19 protein-coding genes are annotated in these 16,509 nt (G+C 43.0%); 1 reads left to right on the forward strand and 18 read right to left on the reverse strand.

Annotation, left to right across the window (positions count from 1 at the left end):
* Positions 1–87: 87 nt before the first annotated feature.
* The 11 genes from tehB to ybeY form a co-directional block, all read right to left on the reverse strand.
* Positions 88–948: an SAM-dependent methyltransferase TehB gene (gene tehB / locus SORDD15_RS03715; protein WP_061414481.1), complete on the reverse strand. Its 861-nt coding sequence runs from the start codon at positions 946–948 to the stop codon at positions 88–90.
* A gap of 14 nt (positions 949–962) precedes the next feature.
* Positions 963–1,430 (reverse strand): SsrA-binding protein SmpB, encoded by a 468-nt coding sequence (gene smpB / locus SORDD15_RS03720; RefSeq protein ID WP_001051742.1) that lies wholly within the window; start codon positions 1,428–1,430, stop codon positions 963–965.
* Positions 1,393–3,747 carry a ribonuclease R gene (gene rnr / locus SORDD15_RS03725; RefSeq protein WP_061414484.1) on the reverse strand — a complete coding sequence of 785 codons (2,355 nt, stop codon included), beginning with the start codon at positions 3,745–3,747 and terminating at the stop codon, positions 1,393–1,395. The genes smpB and rnr overlap by 38 nt, the downstream gene beginning before the upstream one ends.
* 95 nt (positions 3,748–3,842) lie before the next feature.
* Positions 3,843–4,076, reverse strand: coding sequence for a preprotein translocase subunit SecG (gene secG, locus SORDD15_RS03730; protein WP_000282517.1), 234 nt, complete (start codon positions 4,074–4,076; stop codon positions 3,843–3,845).
* Between the two features lie 39 nt (positions 4,077–4,115).
* Entirely contained in the window at positions 4,116–4,265 is a 150-nt protein-coding gene (gene rpmG, locus SORDD15_RS03735; protein WP_007519517.1) for a 50S ribosomal protein L33, read from the reverse strand.
* Positions 4,265–5,464 (reverse strand): multidrug efflux MFS transporter PmrA, encoded by a 1,200-nt coding sequence (locus SORDD15_RS03740; protein ID WP_061414487.1) that lies wholly within the window; start codon positions 5,462–5,464, stop codon positions 4,265–4,267. Before SORDD15_RS03740 ends, rpmG begins: the two co-directional genes overlap by 1 nt.
* Positions 5,451–6,056: a dephospho-CoA kinase gene (gene coaE, locus SORDD15_RS03745; RefSeq protein WP_061414489.1), complete on the reverse strand. Its 606-nt coding sequence runs from the start codon at positions 6,054–6,056 to the stop codon at positions 5,451–5,453. Before coaE ends, SORDD15_RS03740 begins: the two co-directional genes overlap by 14 nt.
* Positions 6,056–6,880 (reverse strand): DNA-formamidopyrimidine glycosylase, encoded by an 825-nt coding sequence (gene mutM, locus SORDD15_RS03750; RefSeq protein ID WP_061414492.1) that lies wholly within the window; start codon positions 6,878–6,880, stop codon positions 6,056–6,058. Before mutM ends, coaE begins: the two co-directional genes overlap by 1 nt.
* Before the next feature lie 48 nt (positions 6,881–6,928).
* The gene (gene era, locus SORDD15_RS03755) at positions 6,929–7,828 is read right to left on the reverse strand and encodes a GTPase Era (RefSeq protein ID WP_000143274.1); all 900 of its coding nucleotides are present in this window, start codon (positions 7,826–7,828) and stop codon (positions 6,929–6,931) included.
* A gap of 16 nt (positions 7,829–7,844) precedes the next feature.
* On the reverse strand, positions 7,845–8,240 hold the full coding sequence (locus SORDD15_RS03760; RefSeq protein WP_061414495.1) for a diacylglycerol kinase family protein: 396 nt from the start codon (positions 8,238–8,240) through the stop codon (positions 7,845–7,847).
* Positions 8,221–8,718 carry an rRNA maturation RNase YbeY gene (gene ybeY, locus SORDD15_RS03765; protein ID WP_000275165.1) on the reverse strand — a complete coding sequence of 166 codons (498 nt, stop codon included), beginning with the start codon at positions 8,716–8,718 and terminating at the stop codon, positions 8,221–8,223. The genes SORDD15_RS03760 and ybeY overlap by 20 nt, the downstream gene beginning before the upstream one ends.
* A gap of 104 nt (positions 8,719–8,822) precedes the next feature.
* On the opposite strand from ybeY, the gene pavA reads away from it, so the two are divergent.
* Entirely contained in the window at positions 8,823–10,478 is a 1,656-nt protein-coding gene (gene pavA, locus SORDD15_RS03770; protein WP_061414498.1) for an Rqc2 family fibronectin-binding protein PavA, read from the forward strand.
* Positions 10,479–10,510: 32 nt separating this feature from the next.
* On the opposite strand, the gene deoD is transcribed toward pavA, so the two are convergent.
* The 7 genes from deoD to SORDD15_RS03805 form a co-directional block, all read right to left on the reverse strand.
* On the reverse strand, positions 10,511–11,221 hold the full coding sequence (gene deoD, locus SORDD15_RS03775) for a purine-nucleoside phosphorylase (protein ID WP_025173256.1): 711 nt from the start codon (positions 11,219–11,221) through the stop codon (positions 10,511–10,513).
* Positions 11,222–11,425: 204 nt separating this feature from the next.
* On the reverse strand, positions 11,426–12,136 hold the full coding sequence (locus SORDD15_RS03780) for a glutamine amidotransferase-related protein (RefSeq protein ID WP_061415660.1): 711 nt from the start codon (positions 12,134–12,136) through the stop codon (positions 11,426–11,428).
* Between the two features lie 4 nt (positions 12,137–12,140).
* The gene (locus SORDD15_RS03785) at positions 12,141–12,950 is read right to left on the reverse strand and encodes a purine-nucleoside phosphorylase (RefSeq protein ID WP_061414500.1); all 810 of its coding nucleotides are present in this window, start codon (positions 12,948–12,950) and stop codon (positions 12,141–12,143) included.
* Positions 12,947–13,507, reverse strand: a complete 561-nt coding sequence (locus SORDD15_RS03790) for a DUF1697 domain-containing protein (protein WP_061414503.1) — start codon at positions 13,505–13,507, stop codon at positions 12,947–12,949. Before SORDD15_RS03790 ends, SORDD15_RS03785 begins: the two co-directional genes overlap by 4 nt.
* A gap of 1 nt (position 13,508) precedes the next feature.
* The gene (locus SORDD15_RS03795) at positions 13,509–14,720 is read right to left on the reverse strand and encodes a phosphopentomutase (protein WP_061414506.1); all 1,212 of its coding nucleotides are present in this window, start codon (positions 14,718–14,720) and stop codon (positions 13,509–13,511) included.
* Between the two features lie 23 nt (positions 14,721–14,743).
* Positions 14,744–15,427 carry a ribose-5-phosphate isomerase RpiA gene (gene rpiA / locus SORDD15_RS03800; protein ID WP_061414509.1) on the reverse strand — a complete coding sequence of 228 codons (684 nt, stop codon included), beginning with the start codon at positions 15,425–15,427 and terminating at the stop codon, positions 14,744–14,746.
* Between the two features lie 105 nt (positions 15,428–15,532).
* A complete protein-coding gene (locus SORDD15_RS03805; protein WP_061414512.1) occupies positions 15,533–16,462 on the reverse strand; it encodes a peptidase U32 family protein in 930 nt (309 codons plus the stop codon).
* Positions 16,463–16,509: the final 47 nt, after the last annotated feature.

Genomic DNA, 16,509 nt, shown 5'->3' on the forward strand with positions numbered 1-16,509 from the left:
AAATCCTGCTTACCCCAATCAACCAACTCAAACAAAAACGAATAGAAACCTTGCAAAGTGGTTTCTATTCGCTGGTATAGGTTTGATTTACTTGACTTTTTTGGCTAACATAGTCGCAAAGCGTAGTTGAATGCGATTACCATTTTCATCACGACGGTGCAGATGTCCTGGGTTTTCATTATACTTGACCAATTCCCAATCCTTGTAGTAGTCCGCCAACTCCCCTTCTTTAAAGGTGAATGGAAAGTTGACTGAGCAAGGATAATCCTCCGTATCCATAGCACAGACGATAAGGTTATAACCACCGACCGTGGTGTGCTCCTGCATATTTTGGATAATAGCTGGAATACGGTCCGTTTGTAAGAACATCAGAACAACAGTTGATACGATAAAATCATAGTCTTGGCTAATGCTGGCTGAATTGATATCATAAAGTCCGACAGACATGTCTAGATCCTCTTGTTCCACAATCCTTTGCAAGATTTCAAGGGACAATTCATTTTGATCCACAGCTGTCACATCAAAACCATTCTGTGCAAGAAAGAGAGAGTTACGTCCTTGACCACAACCCAAATCCAAGGCTCTTCCTGGTTTCACCGTTTGCATAGCTTCTAGGACCTCTGAATGGACTGGATTTGTCTGGTATCTCTTAGGGAAATAATCCTCAGGTTTACAATAAAATTCCAAGTACCATTCTACATCATCTGTGGATGCCTCTACTCGGTGCCAAGCTTGCGGTTGTGCCATAGGGTTATCTGCTCCTGCTTCAAAGAGGTGTTCAGCTAGAACCTCACCATCTTCAGCCAGCTCAATAAACTTGAGTACCCCTTTCAAGACAGTAATTTTTCCCCAAGTGCCGACTTTAGTATTGTGCTTTTGCTGAACTGCTTCAGGCATGGTCTGTTTATTCCACAAGGGCATCCGTTTATAGGCAATTAATTTTTCCATTTTACTTCCTCTTCTTAACGCTGGTTGACAGCTTTCATCACACGCGCGATGTCGCGGTTTTGTTCACGACGCTTGATTGACTCTCGTTTGTCATAGTCATGTTTCCCTTTAGCAAGTCCTAAAAGGAGTTTAGCGTAGCCATCTTTGATATAGACTTTGAGGGGAACAAGGGTCATTCCTGTCCCTTTGGTCTCTTGTTCCAATTTTTGAATTTGCTTCTTATGGAGCAGGAGTTTACGACGGCGTTCTGGTTCCTGGTTCCAGATATTGCCCTCTTCGTAAGGGGCGATATGAACATTGCTCAGCCAGACTTCCCCATTTTTTACTTGGGCAAAGCCGTCCTTGAGATTGATTCGAGCAGCTCGAACGCTCTTGATTTCAGTTCCAGTCAGGACCATCCCTGCCTCTAGCGTATCTACGATTGTATAGTCGTGGTGCGCCTTTTTATTTTGTGCGACGACCTTTCCCTCGCCCTTTGCCATGCTTGGCTCCTTTCTTAGCTACTTCTTTGTAAAAAGGTTTCTTGCCTTTTTTCTTCTTATCTTTTTGTGAATGCTTAGGCTTCTCTTTAGAATGACCTTGTCTTTTCTTGTCTTCCTTCTTTTCTGAACGACGACCAAAGCTACGTCCTCGGTCTTTGCGGCCAGCTTGTTTCAAGCCTTTTTCGATAACATCAAACTCACTTGGGAGATAAGAGAAATCAATCTCTCCTGTCATCTTGTCTGCTCTTTCAACCCGAATGCGAATTTGCTGTCCTACACGGAAAGTTGTTCCTGATTTTTCCCCACGAAGAGTCAAATCACGTTCATTAAAATGATAAAATTCAGGCAAATTGGTAATGTGAATCAATCCTTCGACTGTATTTGGCAATTCGACAAAGAGACCAAACTTGACAATGCTGGATACAACAGCGTCATACTCTTCACCCACGTATTCTTCCATGTACTCAGCCTTTTTCATGGCTTCGACTTCACGCTCGGCCTCGATGGCACGACGTTCACGATTGGAAGACTGGGTTGCAATCTCTGGAATCACTTGCTCAAAATGCTCAGCTATTTCCTTGGAACGGCCGTAATCTCGAATCATTCGATGGACTAGAAGGTCAGGATAACGGCGAATAGGGCTGGTAAAGTGAGTGTAATAATCAGCAGCAAGACCATAGTGACCGTGATTGTGCTCTGAATAGCGAGCTTGTTGCATAGAACGGAGAAGCATCATGGACAATACATCCGCATAGGGTTCTCCCTCAACAGCACGCATGATGTCTTGAAGAGCCTCCTGGCTAATCTCACTAGCAGTCCCATAAATTCGCAAACCAAAGCTCGAAGCGTAATCAATGAATTTCTGAACCTTTTCAGCCTTGGGCTCCTCGTGAATCCGATAGATAAAAGGAAGGTCCAGCTTACTAAAGTGTTCGGCAACCGTTTCGTTGGCAATCAACATGAAGGACTCGATCATCCGCTCAGCAACACCACGCTGACGAAGAACAATATCAACTGGCTTGCCTTTTTTATCCACTAGAATCTTAGCTTCATTAGTATCAAAATTGAGGGCACCACGCTTCTCACGCATGCTTTCTAGCCTTTCATGAAGCTTAGCCATAAGCTCGATACTAGGAACAATTTTCTTAAACTCTTGTCTTTTTTCCTCGTCACCTGCTAAGATATCATTAACAGCGCTATAGGTCATCCGAAAACTAGTCTTGATCACTGTTTGTGTAATGGTGTAATTAACTACACGACCGTGTTTATCAATTTCCATAATAGCAGACTGGGTCAAGCGATCTACTTGAGGGTTGAGAGAGCAAATGCCGTTTGACAAACGCTCTGGAAGCATTGGCACCACACGGTCTGTCACGTAGACAGAAGTCGCGCGGTTAAGGGCTTCCTTGTCGAGGGCAGAACCCTCAGTCACGTAGTAGGAAACATCCGCGATGTGAACTCCGAGTTCGATATTGCCATTCTTTAAAGGCTTGATGTGGACCGCATCGTCCAAGTCCTTGGCATCCGCACCGTCAATGGTAAAGGTAAGCTCATCTCTCAGGTCCAGACGACCTTCCATATCCTTTTGAGACGGAGCTTCTGGTACACTTTCTGCCTCCTTGAGAACAGCTTCTGGAAATTCTGAAACAATATCCATGGATTCCAAGACTTCAAGAACGTCAATCCCAGCATCAGTCGAGTGCCCCACCACATCAAGGACACTAGCAACAAAGAAATCATGTTTCTTACTTGGGTATTTATCGATAAAGACCTTGAGAACTTCAGTACCTTCCAACTTGATAGCTGGTTTCTTCACATAGATCGGTTGGCTGATTTTCTGATTTTTTGAACGAATGTAGCCAGCATACTTAGGTTTTTCCTGATCCAGAACGATTTTCCCGACAACTGTCGTCAGGCTGTGTTCTAAGATATCAATAATTTTAGCTTCGGCAGCTGTTCCCTTGTTGCGGTCAGCAACTTTCTTGATGACCACCTCTACGGTATCACCATCAATGGCATAGTTGACATCGTTTTTTCCTACAAAAAGATCGTCCTCTTCGCCTTCTAGACTGACAAAGCCAAAGCCGTTTTTATGGGCATGAAAAATCCCTTTGAGGGTAATTTCATGTTTCTTCTTTTGGTCCAGACATAAGCTACCATCATCTTCAAAACGAATCTGGTGCTTTCTTTCCATCAGAGACAGGGTTTTAATCAACTCACGGAAATCCTTGGACCCATCCTTTCCGAGAGCCTGAGCCAGGTCATTTACCGTTACTCGCCCCTTCTCTTGCAAATATTCTTTAATTTTATCTTTCATGTTTTCTTTCTAGATTTTTAAAATTTTTTTGAGTGATAACTTTAGTAAACATCATTCAAAATAAAAATAGGCTAAGACCTAGTCTCGCCCATTTCTTATCTACTTGATAATACTGTCAATGCTAAGGCAATGGCTAGCCAGAAAAAGACTAAAATACCTGTCAAACGTTGCATCACAGCTTCAAAACCACGCGCTTTACTACGTTCAAACAAATCACCTGAGCTGGCATCAAATACATTGCTGGATTGGTTCTTAGTTGGCTGCATGAAAATCGCAATCACAATCACAACAGATAATACTAATAAAATGGTTAATAATAGGTTATACATATCAAACTCCTTAAAATCCCTATTATTTTACCATAAATTCTACTTAGATTCAAGATGTAAAGTTACTTTTCTTTCCTTTGGACAATATTTTAACACCTCAATCTTGTCTGGATGAGTTTTGGAGTTCTTACTGGTTAGATAATTCATGCTGCCACAAGAGGAGCACTTGAGATTGATTTTTACTCGCACTAGATTTCCTTTACTTTTAATAATGATCTAAATTGCACTATGTTACATAAACAACTGAAAGCTACACAGGCTGCTGTCGCATAAAAGACAGCATGGTAGCCCAAATATCCTGCAACTGCGGATCCCGCCATAGGTCCAATCACTCCACCGAGGTAAAAAAAGACTTGGTTGAAGGCGAAAATCCTTGAAATACCTGATTTTGGAGTCATTTTGCTAAGAAGGGCATTAACTCCCGGGATGAGAGCACCTGTTCCCAAACCAAAGAGAAAACGATACAAGCCAAGTTGAAGGGGGCTGGTTGCATGAGCACAAAGGAGGTAAATGATGACGGAATAAATCTGCGCTGCGACCAACAATCTATGATTCCCTACCTTATCGCCAAGTTTTCCTAGAATTCCAGCACTCATCATGCTAGAAAATCCCATGCTGGATACAATCAATCCTGATACAAAGAGGAGATTCTCAGTCTGCCCTAAGTCCCGCACATAGAGAGCCAGAATGGGGCCAATTGATTGAGCTGAAAATTGAATGACAAAGCTCGTCAAAAATAGGTTTACTAAGAGCCTAGGATACTTGAAAGAAGAAAATACTTCTTTCGTTGGGATGGCCTTCTCCTTAGCCACTGGCTGAAAATCTTCCTTGATAAAGAAAATGGTTAGGATTCCAGCTAAAAATAAGAAAGCACCGACCAATAAAAAGACATTACGAATGCCAAAAATTTCAGCAATAAAGCCTCCAACAAAGGGACCCGTCAGTGTTCCTGCAACAACACCTGTAGATAGAGTCCCCAGAGCCGCTCCAGACTTATCTTTAGGTACCTGACTAGCAATCAAGGCTGTTGCATTGGGGACAAAACCAGTAAATACACCATTGAGCAAGCGCAGAAAGAGTAGCCAATAGATATTGGGTACGAAGGCCAAACCTCCCATAGTGATGGTCATGGCAAGACCCGCTCGAATCATCATGGGTTTTCGACCGTACTTGTCAGCAAGAATACCCCAGATAGGAGAAACTAGAGCTGCTGAAACAGCCGAAACTGAGATGGCTAATCCAGCATAGAAAGCAACTTGGTCTCCTTCAATTCCCAACTGCTCTACAAAGATAGGCATGAAGGGAACGACCAAGGAGATACTGGCTCCCGTTAGAAAACTACCGAACCAGGCGACACGAAGATTCTCTTTCCAACTAATCTCTTGCACAGCTATCGCCTCCTTCAAGTAACTTCATTACTTGACTCACAAGCTGATCACGACTGCCATTATTGTCTAATATATGGCTCGCCAATTTTTTCTTTTCTTCTAAAGACCACTGGGCGGCCAAACGGGACTCTGCTACTTCCTTAGAAAGATGATCCCGTTTCATGAAACGTTCCACCTGAACATCACGGTTCACATAAACCAGCCATGTCTCATCAAACCAAGCACTGTAGTCCTGTTCAAAAAGCAGGGGAATATCCATGAAAAAAACCGTTTCTGTATGAGCTAACTGGTCTCTCAGTGCAGCCAATTCCTCACGAATAATCTCTCCTTGGGTTTGCTTAGACCATTCCCGCTCCTCAGGATTTGAAAAGATGAGACTAGCTAGGAGAGGGCGATTGAGTTCTCCATTTTCGAGGATGATTTCCTGCCCAAAGTGTTGAACCAAGAGCTGATAAAGACGTCCACCAGGTCTTTGTAGTTGGTGGACGACTGCGTCAGCATCGACTACTTGAAAGCCTTGCTCTCTTAGGAAATTTGTCACAGTTGACTTACCTGAGGCAATTCCTCCTGTGATTCCGATGATTTTTCCCATCAGCCCCTCCTTTGACACTGAGGACAAAAATGAGTTCCTCGTCCACCGAGCTGGAATTTCTCAATGACTGTCCCACAGCGCGAACATGCTTGCCCAGTCCTATCATAGACCTGATGAAAATCCTGCATGGTTCCGTCTTCCCCAAAGGTATTGGTGTAAGTGCGAATGGTGGAACCGCCCTTTTCGACTGCCTGTCCCAAAACAGCAATGGTCTGGTCATGAATAGCTGACGCTTCTTCTGCCGTCAAAGTCTGGGAAAGTCTAGCTGGATGAATCTGAGCTCGCCAAAGAACCTCATCCACATAGATATTACCAAGGCCAGCTACCAAGGTTTGGTCTAAAAGGTGAGATTTGATAGGCTTTTTAGACTTGGCTAGGGAAGCTTGAAAGACCTGCAAATCAAAGTCCTGATCTTTGGGCTCAGGGCCTAGTTTCTTAGAAATAAAGTAGGCATCCAAAAGGTCTGGCGCCAAGAGTTCCATCGTACCAAACTTGCGTACATCCTCGTAAACAAGCGTACCACCATCCTCAAACTGGAAGAAAATATGAGCATGCTTGCGTTCAGGAACCTGATCCAGATAGTAAAAATACTTGCCCTCCATCCGTAGATGCGAAATCAAGACTTTGTCTGTTAGGTAAAAAAGTAGATATTTTCCACGGCGCCCTATGAACTCAATTACTTGTCCAGGCACTTCCCTTTGAAATTCGTCCAAATCTGTCTTAATCATCTTGGGATAACGAATCTCTAGGCTAGAAATCTTCTTTCCCAAGATCAATTTTTCTAAGCCACGACGAACCGTTTCAACCTCAGGTAATTCAGGCATAAGTCCTCCTTCTGTAAAAACAAGAAGCAGGCATGCGCCCACCTCTACTTAGTATTCTTTCTCATTATAGCCAAAGTCAGCCAAATCTAGCTTTTTATCACGCCAGTTTTTCTTGACCTTGACCCAAGTTTCTAGGAAAACCTTATCCCCTAGCATGAGTTCGATATCACGACGGGCCATAGTCCCAATTTTCTTGAGCATAGCGCCACCTTTTCCGATGATAATGCCTTTTTGGCTATCTCGCTCCACCATGATGGTTGCACGGATGTGAACCTTGTCTGTCTCTTCATCCCGTTTCATAGAGTCAACCACTACGGCAACTGAGTGTGGAATCTCTTCACGTGTCAAATGAAGAACCTTCTCACGAATCATTTCTGAAACCAAGAAACGCTCAGGATGATCTGTGATTTGATCAGCTGGGAAATACTGGAAACCTTCCTCTAGATTTTCACTCAAAATATCGATTAGTCGAGAAACGTTATTTCCCTGAAGGGCTGAGATAGGAACAATTTCCTTAAAGTCCATCTGGTTACGGAAGTCATCAATCTGAGCCAAAAGCTGGTCTGGATGAACCTTGTCAATCTTATTCACCACCAGAATCACAGGAACCTTGGCAGCTTTCAGACGCTCGATAATCATGTCGTCGCCCTTACCACGTGGCTCATCAGCTGGCACCATGAATAGAACAGTATCCACTTCACGAAGGGTACTGTAGGCAGATTCCACCATGAAATCTCCAAGGGCTGTTTTAGGCTTGTGAATCCCTGGTGTGTCGATAAAGACGATTTGCTCCTTATCTGTGGTGTAAATCCCCATGATTTTATTGCGCGTTGTCTGCGCCTTGTCACTCATAATGGCAATCTTTTGCCCCATGACGTGATTTAAAAAAGTTGACTTCCCAACATTGGGACGCCCTAAAATGGCTACAAAGCCTGATTTAAATGTCATAATTTCCTCTTATAGTTTAAAATAATAAATCCCAAATGCGTGGGAGAAAGATAAGTGCACCTGTCACTGCAGCAAAAAGAGAGACTACTAGCACGGCTCCTGCTGCCATGTCCTTGGCATTTTTAGCCAGCATGGAAAAGTGATAGTGACTGGCTAAATCCACAACATTTTCAATAGCAGAGTTAATAATTTCAAACGCTACTACCAAGAAAATGCTCATTAGGAGAAAGAGCCATTCAATTCGTGACACCTGAAAAACAAAACCTGCAAGGATGACTACTAGAGCCGTCACTGCATGTTTTCGCATATTGCGTTCTTCCTTGAAAGCAGTCAGAATTCCTGTAAGAGCAAATTCTAAACTGGATACAAGGTCACGATTTTTCCATTTTCGTTTATTGTCTTGTGAGTCCATAGGCTGTCAAAATTTCTTCTTGTAAACCGAACATCTCCGCTTCTTCTTCCGGAGTGTAGTGATCGTAGCCGTTAATGTGTAAAAAGCCGTGTACTGCCAAGAAGCCCATTTCACGCTCAAAGCTGTGACCGTATTCCTCAGCCTGCTCATGCGCTTTATCGATAGAGATGAACAGTTCCCCAATATAAGCATCAAATTCAGACATCATCTCTGCTAATTCTGGATTTTCAAGCAAATCCTCTTCGTCAAAGGCAATGTCCAACTCTGGTTTATACTCAAGGCTGATAACATCTGTCGGACGATCGGTATCACGGTACTCCAGATTGAGTTCGTGGCTACGCTCGTTGGTCACAAAAGTAACTGCCATCTCCTTGTCTTCTTTTCCTATTTTTTGGGCTGCAAATTCCAAAATTTCTTGGGTTTGGTGCAAGATTTCTTGTGAAACTTGACCAGTTTCATCTACCATTTCAATATACATGTACTTCTCGATTCTCTTTACTTGGCTTTATTATACCACATTTCCATGATTTTATTCTACCTTTTTGATATAATACTATGGAATACAATCACAAGGAGAGAACGATGTCATTTGACGGATTTTTTTTACACCACATGGTTGAGGAATTGCGAAGCGAGTTGGTCAATGGTCGCATTCAGAAAATCAATCAGCCTTTTGAACAAGAGTTGGTCTTGCAAATCCGCAGCAATCGCCAAAGTCATCGCCTGCTCCTCTCTGCCCATCCCGTTTTTGGGCGCATCCAGCTGACCCAAGCGACTTTTGAAAATCCAGCCCAACCTTCGACTTTTATCATGGTTTTGAGAAAGTATTTGCAGGGTGCCCTGATTGAGTCGATTGAGCAAGTGGAAAATGATCGTATTGTGGAAATCACCGTTTCCAATAAAAACGAGATTGGGGACCACATTCAGGCTACCTTGATTATCGAGATTATGGGCAAACACAGCAATATTCTACTAGTCGATAAAAGTAGCCATAAAATCCTTGAAGTCATCAAACACGTTGGCTTTTCACAAAATAGCTACCGCACCTTGCTACCAGGATCGACCTATATTGCTCCGCCAAGCACCGAGTCTCTCAATCCTTTTACTGTCAAGGATGAAAAGCTCTTTGAAATTCTGCAAACCCAAGAACTAACAGCAAGAAATCTTCAAAGTCTCTTTCAAGGTTTAGGTCGTGATACGGCAAACGAACTGGAAAGCCTATTGGTTCATGATAAACTGTCCACTTTCCGTAACTTTTTCAGTCAAAAAACCAAACCATGCTTAACAGAGACTTCCTTCAGTCCAGTTCCGTTTGCCAATCATTTAGGAGAGCCTTTTTCCAGTCTTTCTGACTTGCTTGACACCTACTATAAGGACAAGGCTGAACGGGACCGTGTCAAACAGCAAGCCAGTGAACTGATTCGTCGTGTTGAAAATGAACTTCAGAAAAATCGACATAAGCTGAAAAAACAAGAAAAAGAGTTACTGGCAACAGACAATGCTGAGGAATTTCGCCAAAAAGGGGAATTGTTGACAACCTTCCTCCACCAAGTGCCTAATGACCAAGATCAGGTTACCTTGGACAACTACTACACCAATCAACCTATCACCATTGCGCTTGATAAGGCCTTGACTCCCAGCCAGAATGCTCAACGCTATTTTAAACGTTACCAGAAACTCAAAGAAGCTGTCAAATACCTTACTGAGCTGATTGAGGAAACCAAGGCTACCATTCTCTATCTGGAAAGCGTGGAAACGGTTCTCAACCAAGCTGGGCTGGAGGAAATCGCTGAAATCCGTGAGGAATTGATCCAAACCGGTTTTATCCGTAGAAGACAACGCGAAAAAATCCAGAAACGCAAAAAACCAGAACAGTATCTGGCAAGCGATGGGAAGACCATTATCTATGTCGGTCGAAACAATCTTCAAAACGAGGAACTAACCTTTAAAATGGCCCGCAAGGAGGAACTTTGGTTCCATGCCAAGGACATCCCTGGAAGCCATGTCGTCATATCAGGAAATCTTGACCCATCTGATGAAGTTAAAACAGATGCGGCAGAACTGGCTGCCTATTTCTCCAAAGGGCGCTTGTCAAATCTCGTGCAGGTGGATATGATTGAAGTGAAAAAACTCAACAAACCAACTGGTGGAAAACCTGGCTTTGTAACCTACACAGGACAAAAGACCCTCCGCGTTACACCAGACCCAGAAAAAATCGCATCTATGAAAAAATCCTGATCTCACTTGAAATCAGGATTTTCTCTTACATTTTACTCTGCAATCAAGGTTTCCAAACCAACCTTCATCATATCGGTGAAGGTATTTTGGCGTTCTTCTGCAGTGGTGTCTTCATCTGGATTAACCAAGCTATCAGAAATAGTCATGATAGCTAGCGCATCAACATGGTGTTGGGCAGCAAGATAGTAAAGAGCTGCTGCTTCCATTTCTACAGCTTTAACTCCCCATTTACCAAGCTCAATGTTCTTTTCAAAGTAGTTTGAGTAAAAGACATCTGATGACAAAACGTTCCCAACGTGGGTGGTCATACCAAGATCTTTAGCGATATGGTAGGCCTTGTCTAGCAAATCAAAGCTAGCGATTTGTGGGAAATCATACTGTGGCCAGTCGTTGCGGATGATGTTTGAGTTGGTTGCAGCTGCTTGCGCCAAAACCAATTCACGGACGTGGACATCTTCATTCAAAGAACCAGCAGTTCCCACGCGGATCAATTTCTTTACACCGTAGTCCACAATCAACTCACGCGCATAAATCGAAATGGATGGCATCCCCATCCCAGTTCCCATGACCGATACACGGTGACCCTTGTAAGTACCAGTGTAACCAAACATGTTACGCACTTCGTTAAAACAAACAGCATCTTCAAGGAAATTCTCCGCAATAAATTTCGCACGAAGAGGATCCCCGGGAAGAAGAATTTTATCAGCAATTTCACCCTGCTTAGCAGCAATATGGATAGACATAATATAAGATACCAAACCCGTCAAAAAGCGAAGGGAAAATAGGAGTTGGGTGCAGTGAGCGATGCTCGCTAGACCAACTATCTTTTTCCCACTGCTTTTAGGGTGGGTTCAATTCCTTTCTTTCTTGATTTTAAATTTAAATATTTTGCAGAATAGTTAGCCCGAGTTTGACTATAACTCAGATACTCTGGATTTCTGTAGTTCCTAGTTTACCAATGAATCTAAAAATGCATACAGTTTTGCATTCATTTCAGAATAATCGTTTCCACGTAATTCTTCTGGTGTTTGAACAAAAGGCAACTTTTCACTTTGCTCTCTTAATTTCTCCTCACCATCCGCAGTAATTAAAAGTTCTACTGCGTCTGGATCAAATTCCAAATGAGCCTGAAAGGCATAATGTTTCGGACTGAAGCGAATAATCTGACGTGGACAACCTTGACTCGTCGCAAGAACAACAGCATCCTCTATCAGCCCTGGCATATCACCATGCCAGTGGCCGGTTTCTATGTTTTTTCCGAGCAAGCTGACATGAGGATCTGTTAGGCCTTGCATCGTCAATGTCACAGGATAAACACCGATCTCGCGCTCAGGACTGTGCTCATACTCCGCGCCATAGGCAACAGACAGGAGCTGCGCACCAAGACAGACACCAACAATATAGATATCCGCAGCAATCGCTTCTTTCATAAAAGCAAGCTCAGCCTTAGGGTCATAGTATGGGAAGTTTTCTCTATCCTCATCAGGTGATTGAGGACCACCCATAACAATCAGAAAATCAATCCCGTCAATTGTTTCAGGAAGAGGTTCTTTTTCATAAACCTTTGTTGATGTAATGTGATGACCTCGTTCTAGAGCCCATTTTAGATATGCGCCTGGAACCTCAAATGTCTCATGAAAAATAAAGTGAACTCTCATGACATTACAATTCAGCAAGAATCGCTTTAAGCAAGCCTTTGAAGTCACCTTTGACACGTTCAGTCACTTCTACAACCTCTTCATGATTGAGTTCTTCTTGGAAGCCTGCAGCATGGTTAGTAATACATGAAATACCAAGGACTTTCAAGCCTGAGTGGGCTGCCACAATCACTTCAGGAACAGTAGACATACCAACTGCATCTGCTCCCAATGTCTTATAGGCACGAATTTCTGCAGGTGTTTCATAAGTCGGACCGGTAACACCGATATAGACACCTTCATCAAGCTTGATACCGAGTTTTTTAGCCACTTCATGGGCAGTTGCACGGTATTCCGGTGTGTAGGCTTTAGACATATCAGGGAAACGTGGACCAAAATCATCCAAGTTTTCACCCATCAATGGGTTTTGTCCCGTCATATTGATATGGTCTGAGATTGCCATCAAGGTACCAGGTCCATAGCCAATACCACCAGCTGCATTGGTTACAATAACACCTTCACATCCGAGAACTTTCATCACACGAACTGGGAAAGTCACGACTTCCAGAGGATTTCCTTCGTAGAAATGAAAACGACCTTGAAGAGCCAAGACCTTGCGGCCTGCAAGTTCACCATATACCAATTTTCCAGCGTGACCAACTACTGTCGAACGGCCCCAGTTTGGAATGTCTGCATAATCTACTACAACTGGATTTTCGATTTCTTCCGCCAATTCTCCAAGTCCTGATCCAAGGATTAGACCGAACTCAGGCGCTTGGATTCCCTTGTCTTTCAGGAAAGTAGCTGTTTCTTTGATCTTATCTAAAAATGTCATTCTGTGTCTCCTTTATTATTTTTTAGCATTTGACCGATTTTGTCAAAAGTTTTTGCATTGCGAATGGTGATGTTGCGATAAAAAGGCATCTTGAGCAAGTACTTATGATAGGCAGTTGCATAGTAGGATTCCTCAGAGAATTTCCCCCAGAAAATCCCAAGTCTTCCAAAATGAACCACTTCATCTTTCAGTTCCAAACTGTTCACTTTCTCGATGACTTGATCCACATCCAAGCTCTCCGTGTAGAAGAGCACATCCTTTCGTGCCAAATCTTTGGTCCACCATTCAGGCAGATTTTCAAGTTCCTCTTCAAAGTCCTCAAGACTCAGTAAAGAAAAGCTCTGAATAAATGGATAGTGGACTTCAAAGAAAGTCTCTAACTTTTCAACCAATTGGGCTTTGGGAGCTGTCGAAGTAAAGAAAATGTTGCCACTGTTGATGTAGGTTTCAACCTTTTCCAGTCCCAACTCTGTCAGTTCTTGACGAAGTTGCGCCATGACAACTTTATTTTTCCCACCGACATTAATGCCCCTTACCAATAAAGCATAGCGCGTCATCTTATACCAATTTATCTAAGAAACTTTCTCCAATCATGGCGGTTTCAACACCAAAGTTATCCGCGACTGTCGCTGAGATATCTGCAAAATGTCCAACTGGAATGACACCATTTCCTGTAAAGGCAGGGCTATAGGCCAACAATGGAATATATTCACGAGTGTGATCAGTTCCAGCATAGGTTGGGTCATTTCCATGGTCCGCAGTAATCAAGAGAAGATCGTCCTCTCTCATAGCAGCGATAATTTCAGGCAAGCGTTCATCAAACTCATGCAAGCAATCACGGTAACCATGAGCATCACGACGGTGGCCATAAAGGGCATCAAAGTCAACCAAGTTTGTGAAGGAGAATCCTTTTTCAAATTCAGCAAGTCCCATGGTCTTCAATAATGTATCAATTCCGTGGCTGTTTGACTTGTTGTGGCCCATGTCATGGTTAATACCCGCACCGTTAAAGATATCGTTGATTTTACCAACAGCATACGTATCGATACCTGCTTCGTTCAATTTATCCAAAACGGTTGGTGCAAATGGAGATACAGCCAAGTCACGACGGTTTGCTGTACGAGTGAAATTACCTGGTTCACCAACATACGGACGGGCAATGATACGACCTAGAAGGGCAGGACGCTCAAGGGTAATCGAACGAGCGTATTCACAGATACGGTACAATTCATCCAAAGGAATGATATCTTCGTGGGCAGCAATCTGCAAAACAGGATCAGCTGAAGTATAGATAATCAACTCCCCTGTTTCCATTTGACGTGGTCCGAAATCATCGATAACAGCTGTTCCTGAGTAAGGTTTGTTGGCTTCACGAATGACCTTACGTCCGGAAAATTCTTCGATTTTTGTCAAGATTTCTTCTGGGAATCCGTTCCAGAAAGTATCGAAAGGCTCTGTAATGTTAAGGCCCATGATTTCCCAGTGACCAGTCATTGTGTCCTTACCAAGAGATACTTCTTCCAATTTCGTTACATAACCTGTTGGGTTGCTTTCAGATGGTACAGTCTTCAGCGGCGTTTCTCGAGGAATATTTCCAAGACCAATTTTAGCCATGTTTGGCACATTCAAACCAACTGTTTTTGAAATGTGTCCCAGTGTGTCAGAAGCTCCATCTGGAACCCCTGCATTGACAAAGTTATTGGCATCAGGTGCAGCACCGATTCCCACAGAATCCAGTACCACCAAGTGAATACGATTAAATTTTGACATAGTCTGTCTCCTTATTATTTTAGTTATCTTGCTTTTGTTGCAGTTAAAATCTGAACACCATCTCGTCCTGCTACGATGACCTTATCCACCATTTGGTTGAACAAGCCGTGCTCTACGACACCAACGACATGATCCAATTCTTCCCCGAAGGCAATTGGATCTTCAATGACATCCAAGGCTAGGTCTATGATAAAGTTCTGCATATCAGTCACAAAACGTTGGCCGTCTTTTTCACGGAAACTTGGTTTGTAGCCAGCTCGCTTAAACTGACGAAAGACCTGTTCTGCCCCATACTGAACCACTTCCACAGGCAATTTAAAAGCACCTAGTTTTTCTACCAGTTTGCTTTCATCTACCACCCAAATGTATTCTTTTGAGGGCGTCGCCACAACCTTCTCCATCAGAAGGGCACCACCTCCGCCTTTGATTCCGTTAAACTGGCTATCTACTTCATCCGCCCCGTCAACCGTCACATCGACAAAATCCACTTGATCAATCGACTTGAGTGGGATGTTAAGTCCTTCAGCCTGTTTACTGGTCACACTAGAAGTCGTTACAGCAGTAATCTGCAAACCTTCTTCCTTGATCCGACGGCCTACTTCCTCTACGAAATAGTAGGCAGTAGAGCCAGTTCCCAGTCCGACAACCATACCATTCTTGACAAACTCAGCAGCCTTGATACCTGCCATCTTTTTCAGATTCTCCACTTAAACACCTCCATTAAAGAGCTACTTTTATTATAACATGTATCCGTTTTTATTTCATGAATACACTTGAAAAACCCGAACATTTTTATTTCGGGTTTTCGTGTTCTATTTAACCATATCAGGATCGTAATCATAGAATCCTGTGTCGAGGAAACGGTTTTTAGGGTGTAACTTGCGCACTTCCTCATCTAACAAGAAGGCTTGGTCATGGCTGAAATTCCCTTCTTGGATCAAGCTACGAGCTTGGATAAAGAGTTTGGCAATTTCTACAAAATTCTGACCTGGTGTATAAAGTCCCTCAAGTTTCCAGTGAGTAAAACCATGCTCCACCAATTCTGTCAATTTGGTCATCAAATCAAGGTCATTGTTGGCAAAGATGTGGGTACCATGATTGTCTTCGAAGATGGAATAATGGCTTTCTGGGTCACTCGGCTCTGCTAAGAAGAGGTCACGTTTACGCGTCTTTTCATCATCGATATGCGTAAAGTTATAGTAGTTTTGTAAGAGCGGACGCTTAGAATGGTGGATTACGCTAGCTCCATAAACCAACACTTCAGCAGGAATTTCCAAAATCTCAGGCATCTTGAATAGCTCAGCAGATGGGATTTCACGCGCCAAAACAGCCTCAGATGCGCCAGCCTTTTGTCCCCAAAAGTTAATCTGACGACTGCTTGTCACCATGGTTGAAGCATCGTAGATAGTCTTAAAGGAATAGCCATCGCGGTTAACTACGTAAAAAACGCCTGCATCTCCAACAGTAATATAGTCTGTCTTGATTTCCTCCAAGAAATCAAGGAAAGGCTTGATACGGTCCATCATATCTTGGTGCATGAGGGCATTGACCGCAACAATCAATTCCTTATCTGCTTCATGAACCAACTTAGCAATTTCACGCAATTGGTCATGACTAAAGGTCGTTGGCAGACGAAGGCCAAAATCTTTCTCACCGACGTAGATACGATCTACGCCAGCTTCGAGTAGTTGTTCAACTTGTTCAATACTTTCAGCAGTTGCTGTAATGATAATCTTTTCCATAAGAAAAATTATACCACATTTCTCAAAAATCAGCTATCCTTTCTAAA

The organism is Streptococcus oralis, assembly GCF_001578935.1.
GTDB lineage: Bacteria > Bacillota > Bacilli > Lactobacillales > Streptococcaceae > Streptococcus > Streptococcus oralis_R.

Bases quoted from the DNA above. Each gene is read 5' to 3' on its own strand.
- tehB (WP_061414481.1), bottom strand. From the start codon at position 948: ATGGAAAAATTAATTGCCTATAAACGGATGCCCTTGTGGAATAAACAG.
- smpB (WP_001051742.1), bottom strand. From the start codon at position 1,430: ATGGCAAAGGGCGAGGGAAAGGTCGTCGCACAAAATAAAAAGGCGCAC.
- rnr (WP_061414484.1), bottom strand. From the start codon at position 3,747: ATGAAAGATAAAATTAAAGAATATTTGCAAGAGAAGGGGCGAGTAACG.
- secG (WP_000282517.1), bottom strand. From the start codon at position 4,076: ATGTATAACCTATTATTAACCATTTTATTAGTATTATCTGTTGTGATT.
- coaE (WP_061414489.1), bottom strand. From the start codon at position 6,056: ATGGGAAAAATCATCGGAATCACAGGAGGAATTGCCTCAGGTAAGTCA.
- mutM (WP_061414492.1), bottom strand. From the start codon at position 6,880: ATGCCTGAATTACCTGAGGTTGAAACGGTTCGTCGTGGCTTAGAAAAA.
- era (WP_000143274.1), bottom strand. From the start codon at position 7,828: ATGACATTTAAATCAGGCTTTGTAGCCATTTTAGGGCGTCCCAATGTT.
- SORDD15_RS03760 (WP_061414495.1), bottom strand. From the start codon at position 8,240: ATGGACTCACAAGACAATAAACGAAAATGGAAAAATCGTGACCTTGTA.
- ybeY (WP_000275165.1), bottom strand. From the start codon at position 8,718: ATGTATATTGAAATGGTAGATGAAACTGGTCAAGTTTCACAAGAAATC.
- pavA (WP_061414498.1), top strand. From the start codon at position 8,823: ATGTCATTTGACGGATTTTTTTTACACCACATGGTTGAGGAATTGCGA.
- deoD (WP_025173256.1), bottom strand. From the start codon at position 11,221: ATGTCTATCCATATTGCTGCTAAGCAGGGTGAAATTGCTGATAAAATT.
- SORDD15_RS03780 (WP_061415660.1), bottom strand. From the start codon at position 12,136: ATGAGAGTTCACTTTATTTTTCATGAGACATTTGAGGTTCCAGGCGCA.
- SORDD15_RS03785 (WP_061414500.1), bottom strand. From the start codon at position 12,950: ATGACATTTTTAGATAAGATCAAAGAAACAGCTACTTTCCTGAAAGAC.
- SORDD15_RS03790 (WP_061414503.1), bottom strand. From the start codon at position 13,507: ATGACGCGCTATGCTTTATTGGTAAGGGGCATTAATGTCGGTGGGAAA.
- SORDD15_RS03795 (WP_061414506.1), bottom strand. From the start codon at position 14,720: ATGTCAAAATTTAATCGTATTCACTTGGTGGTACTGGATTCTGTGGGA.
- SORDD15_RS03805 (WP_061414512.1), bottom strand. From the start codon at position 16,462: ATGGAAAAGATTATCATTACAGCAACTGCTGAAAGTATTGAACAAGTT.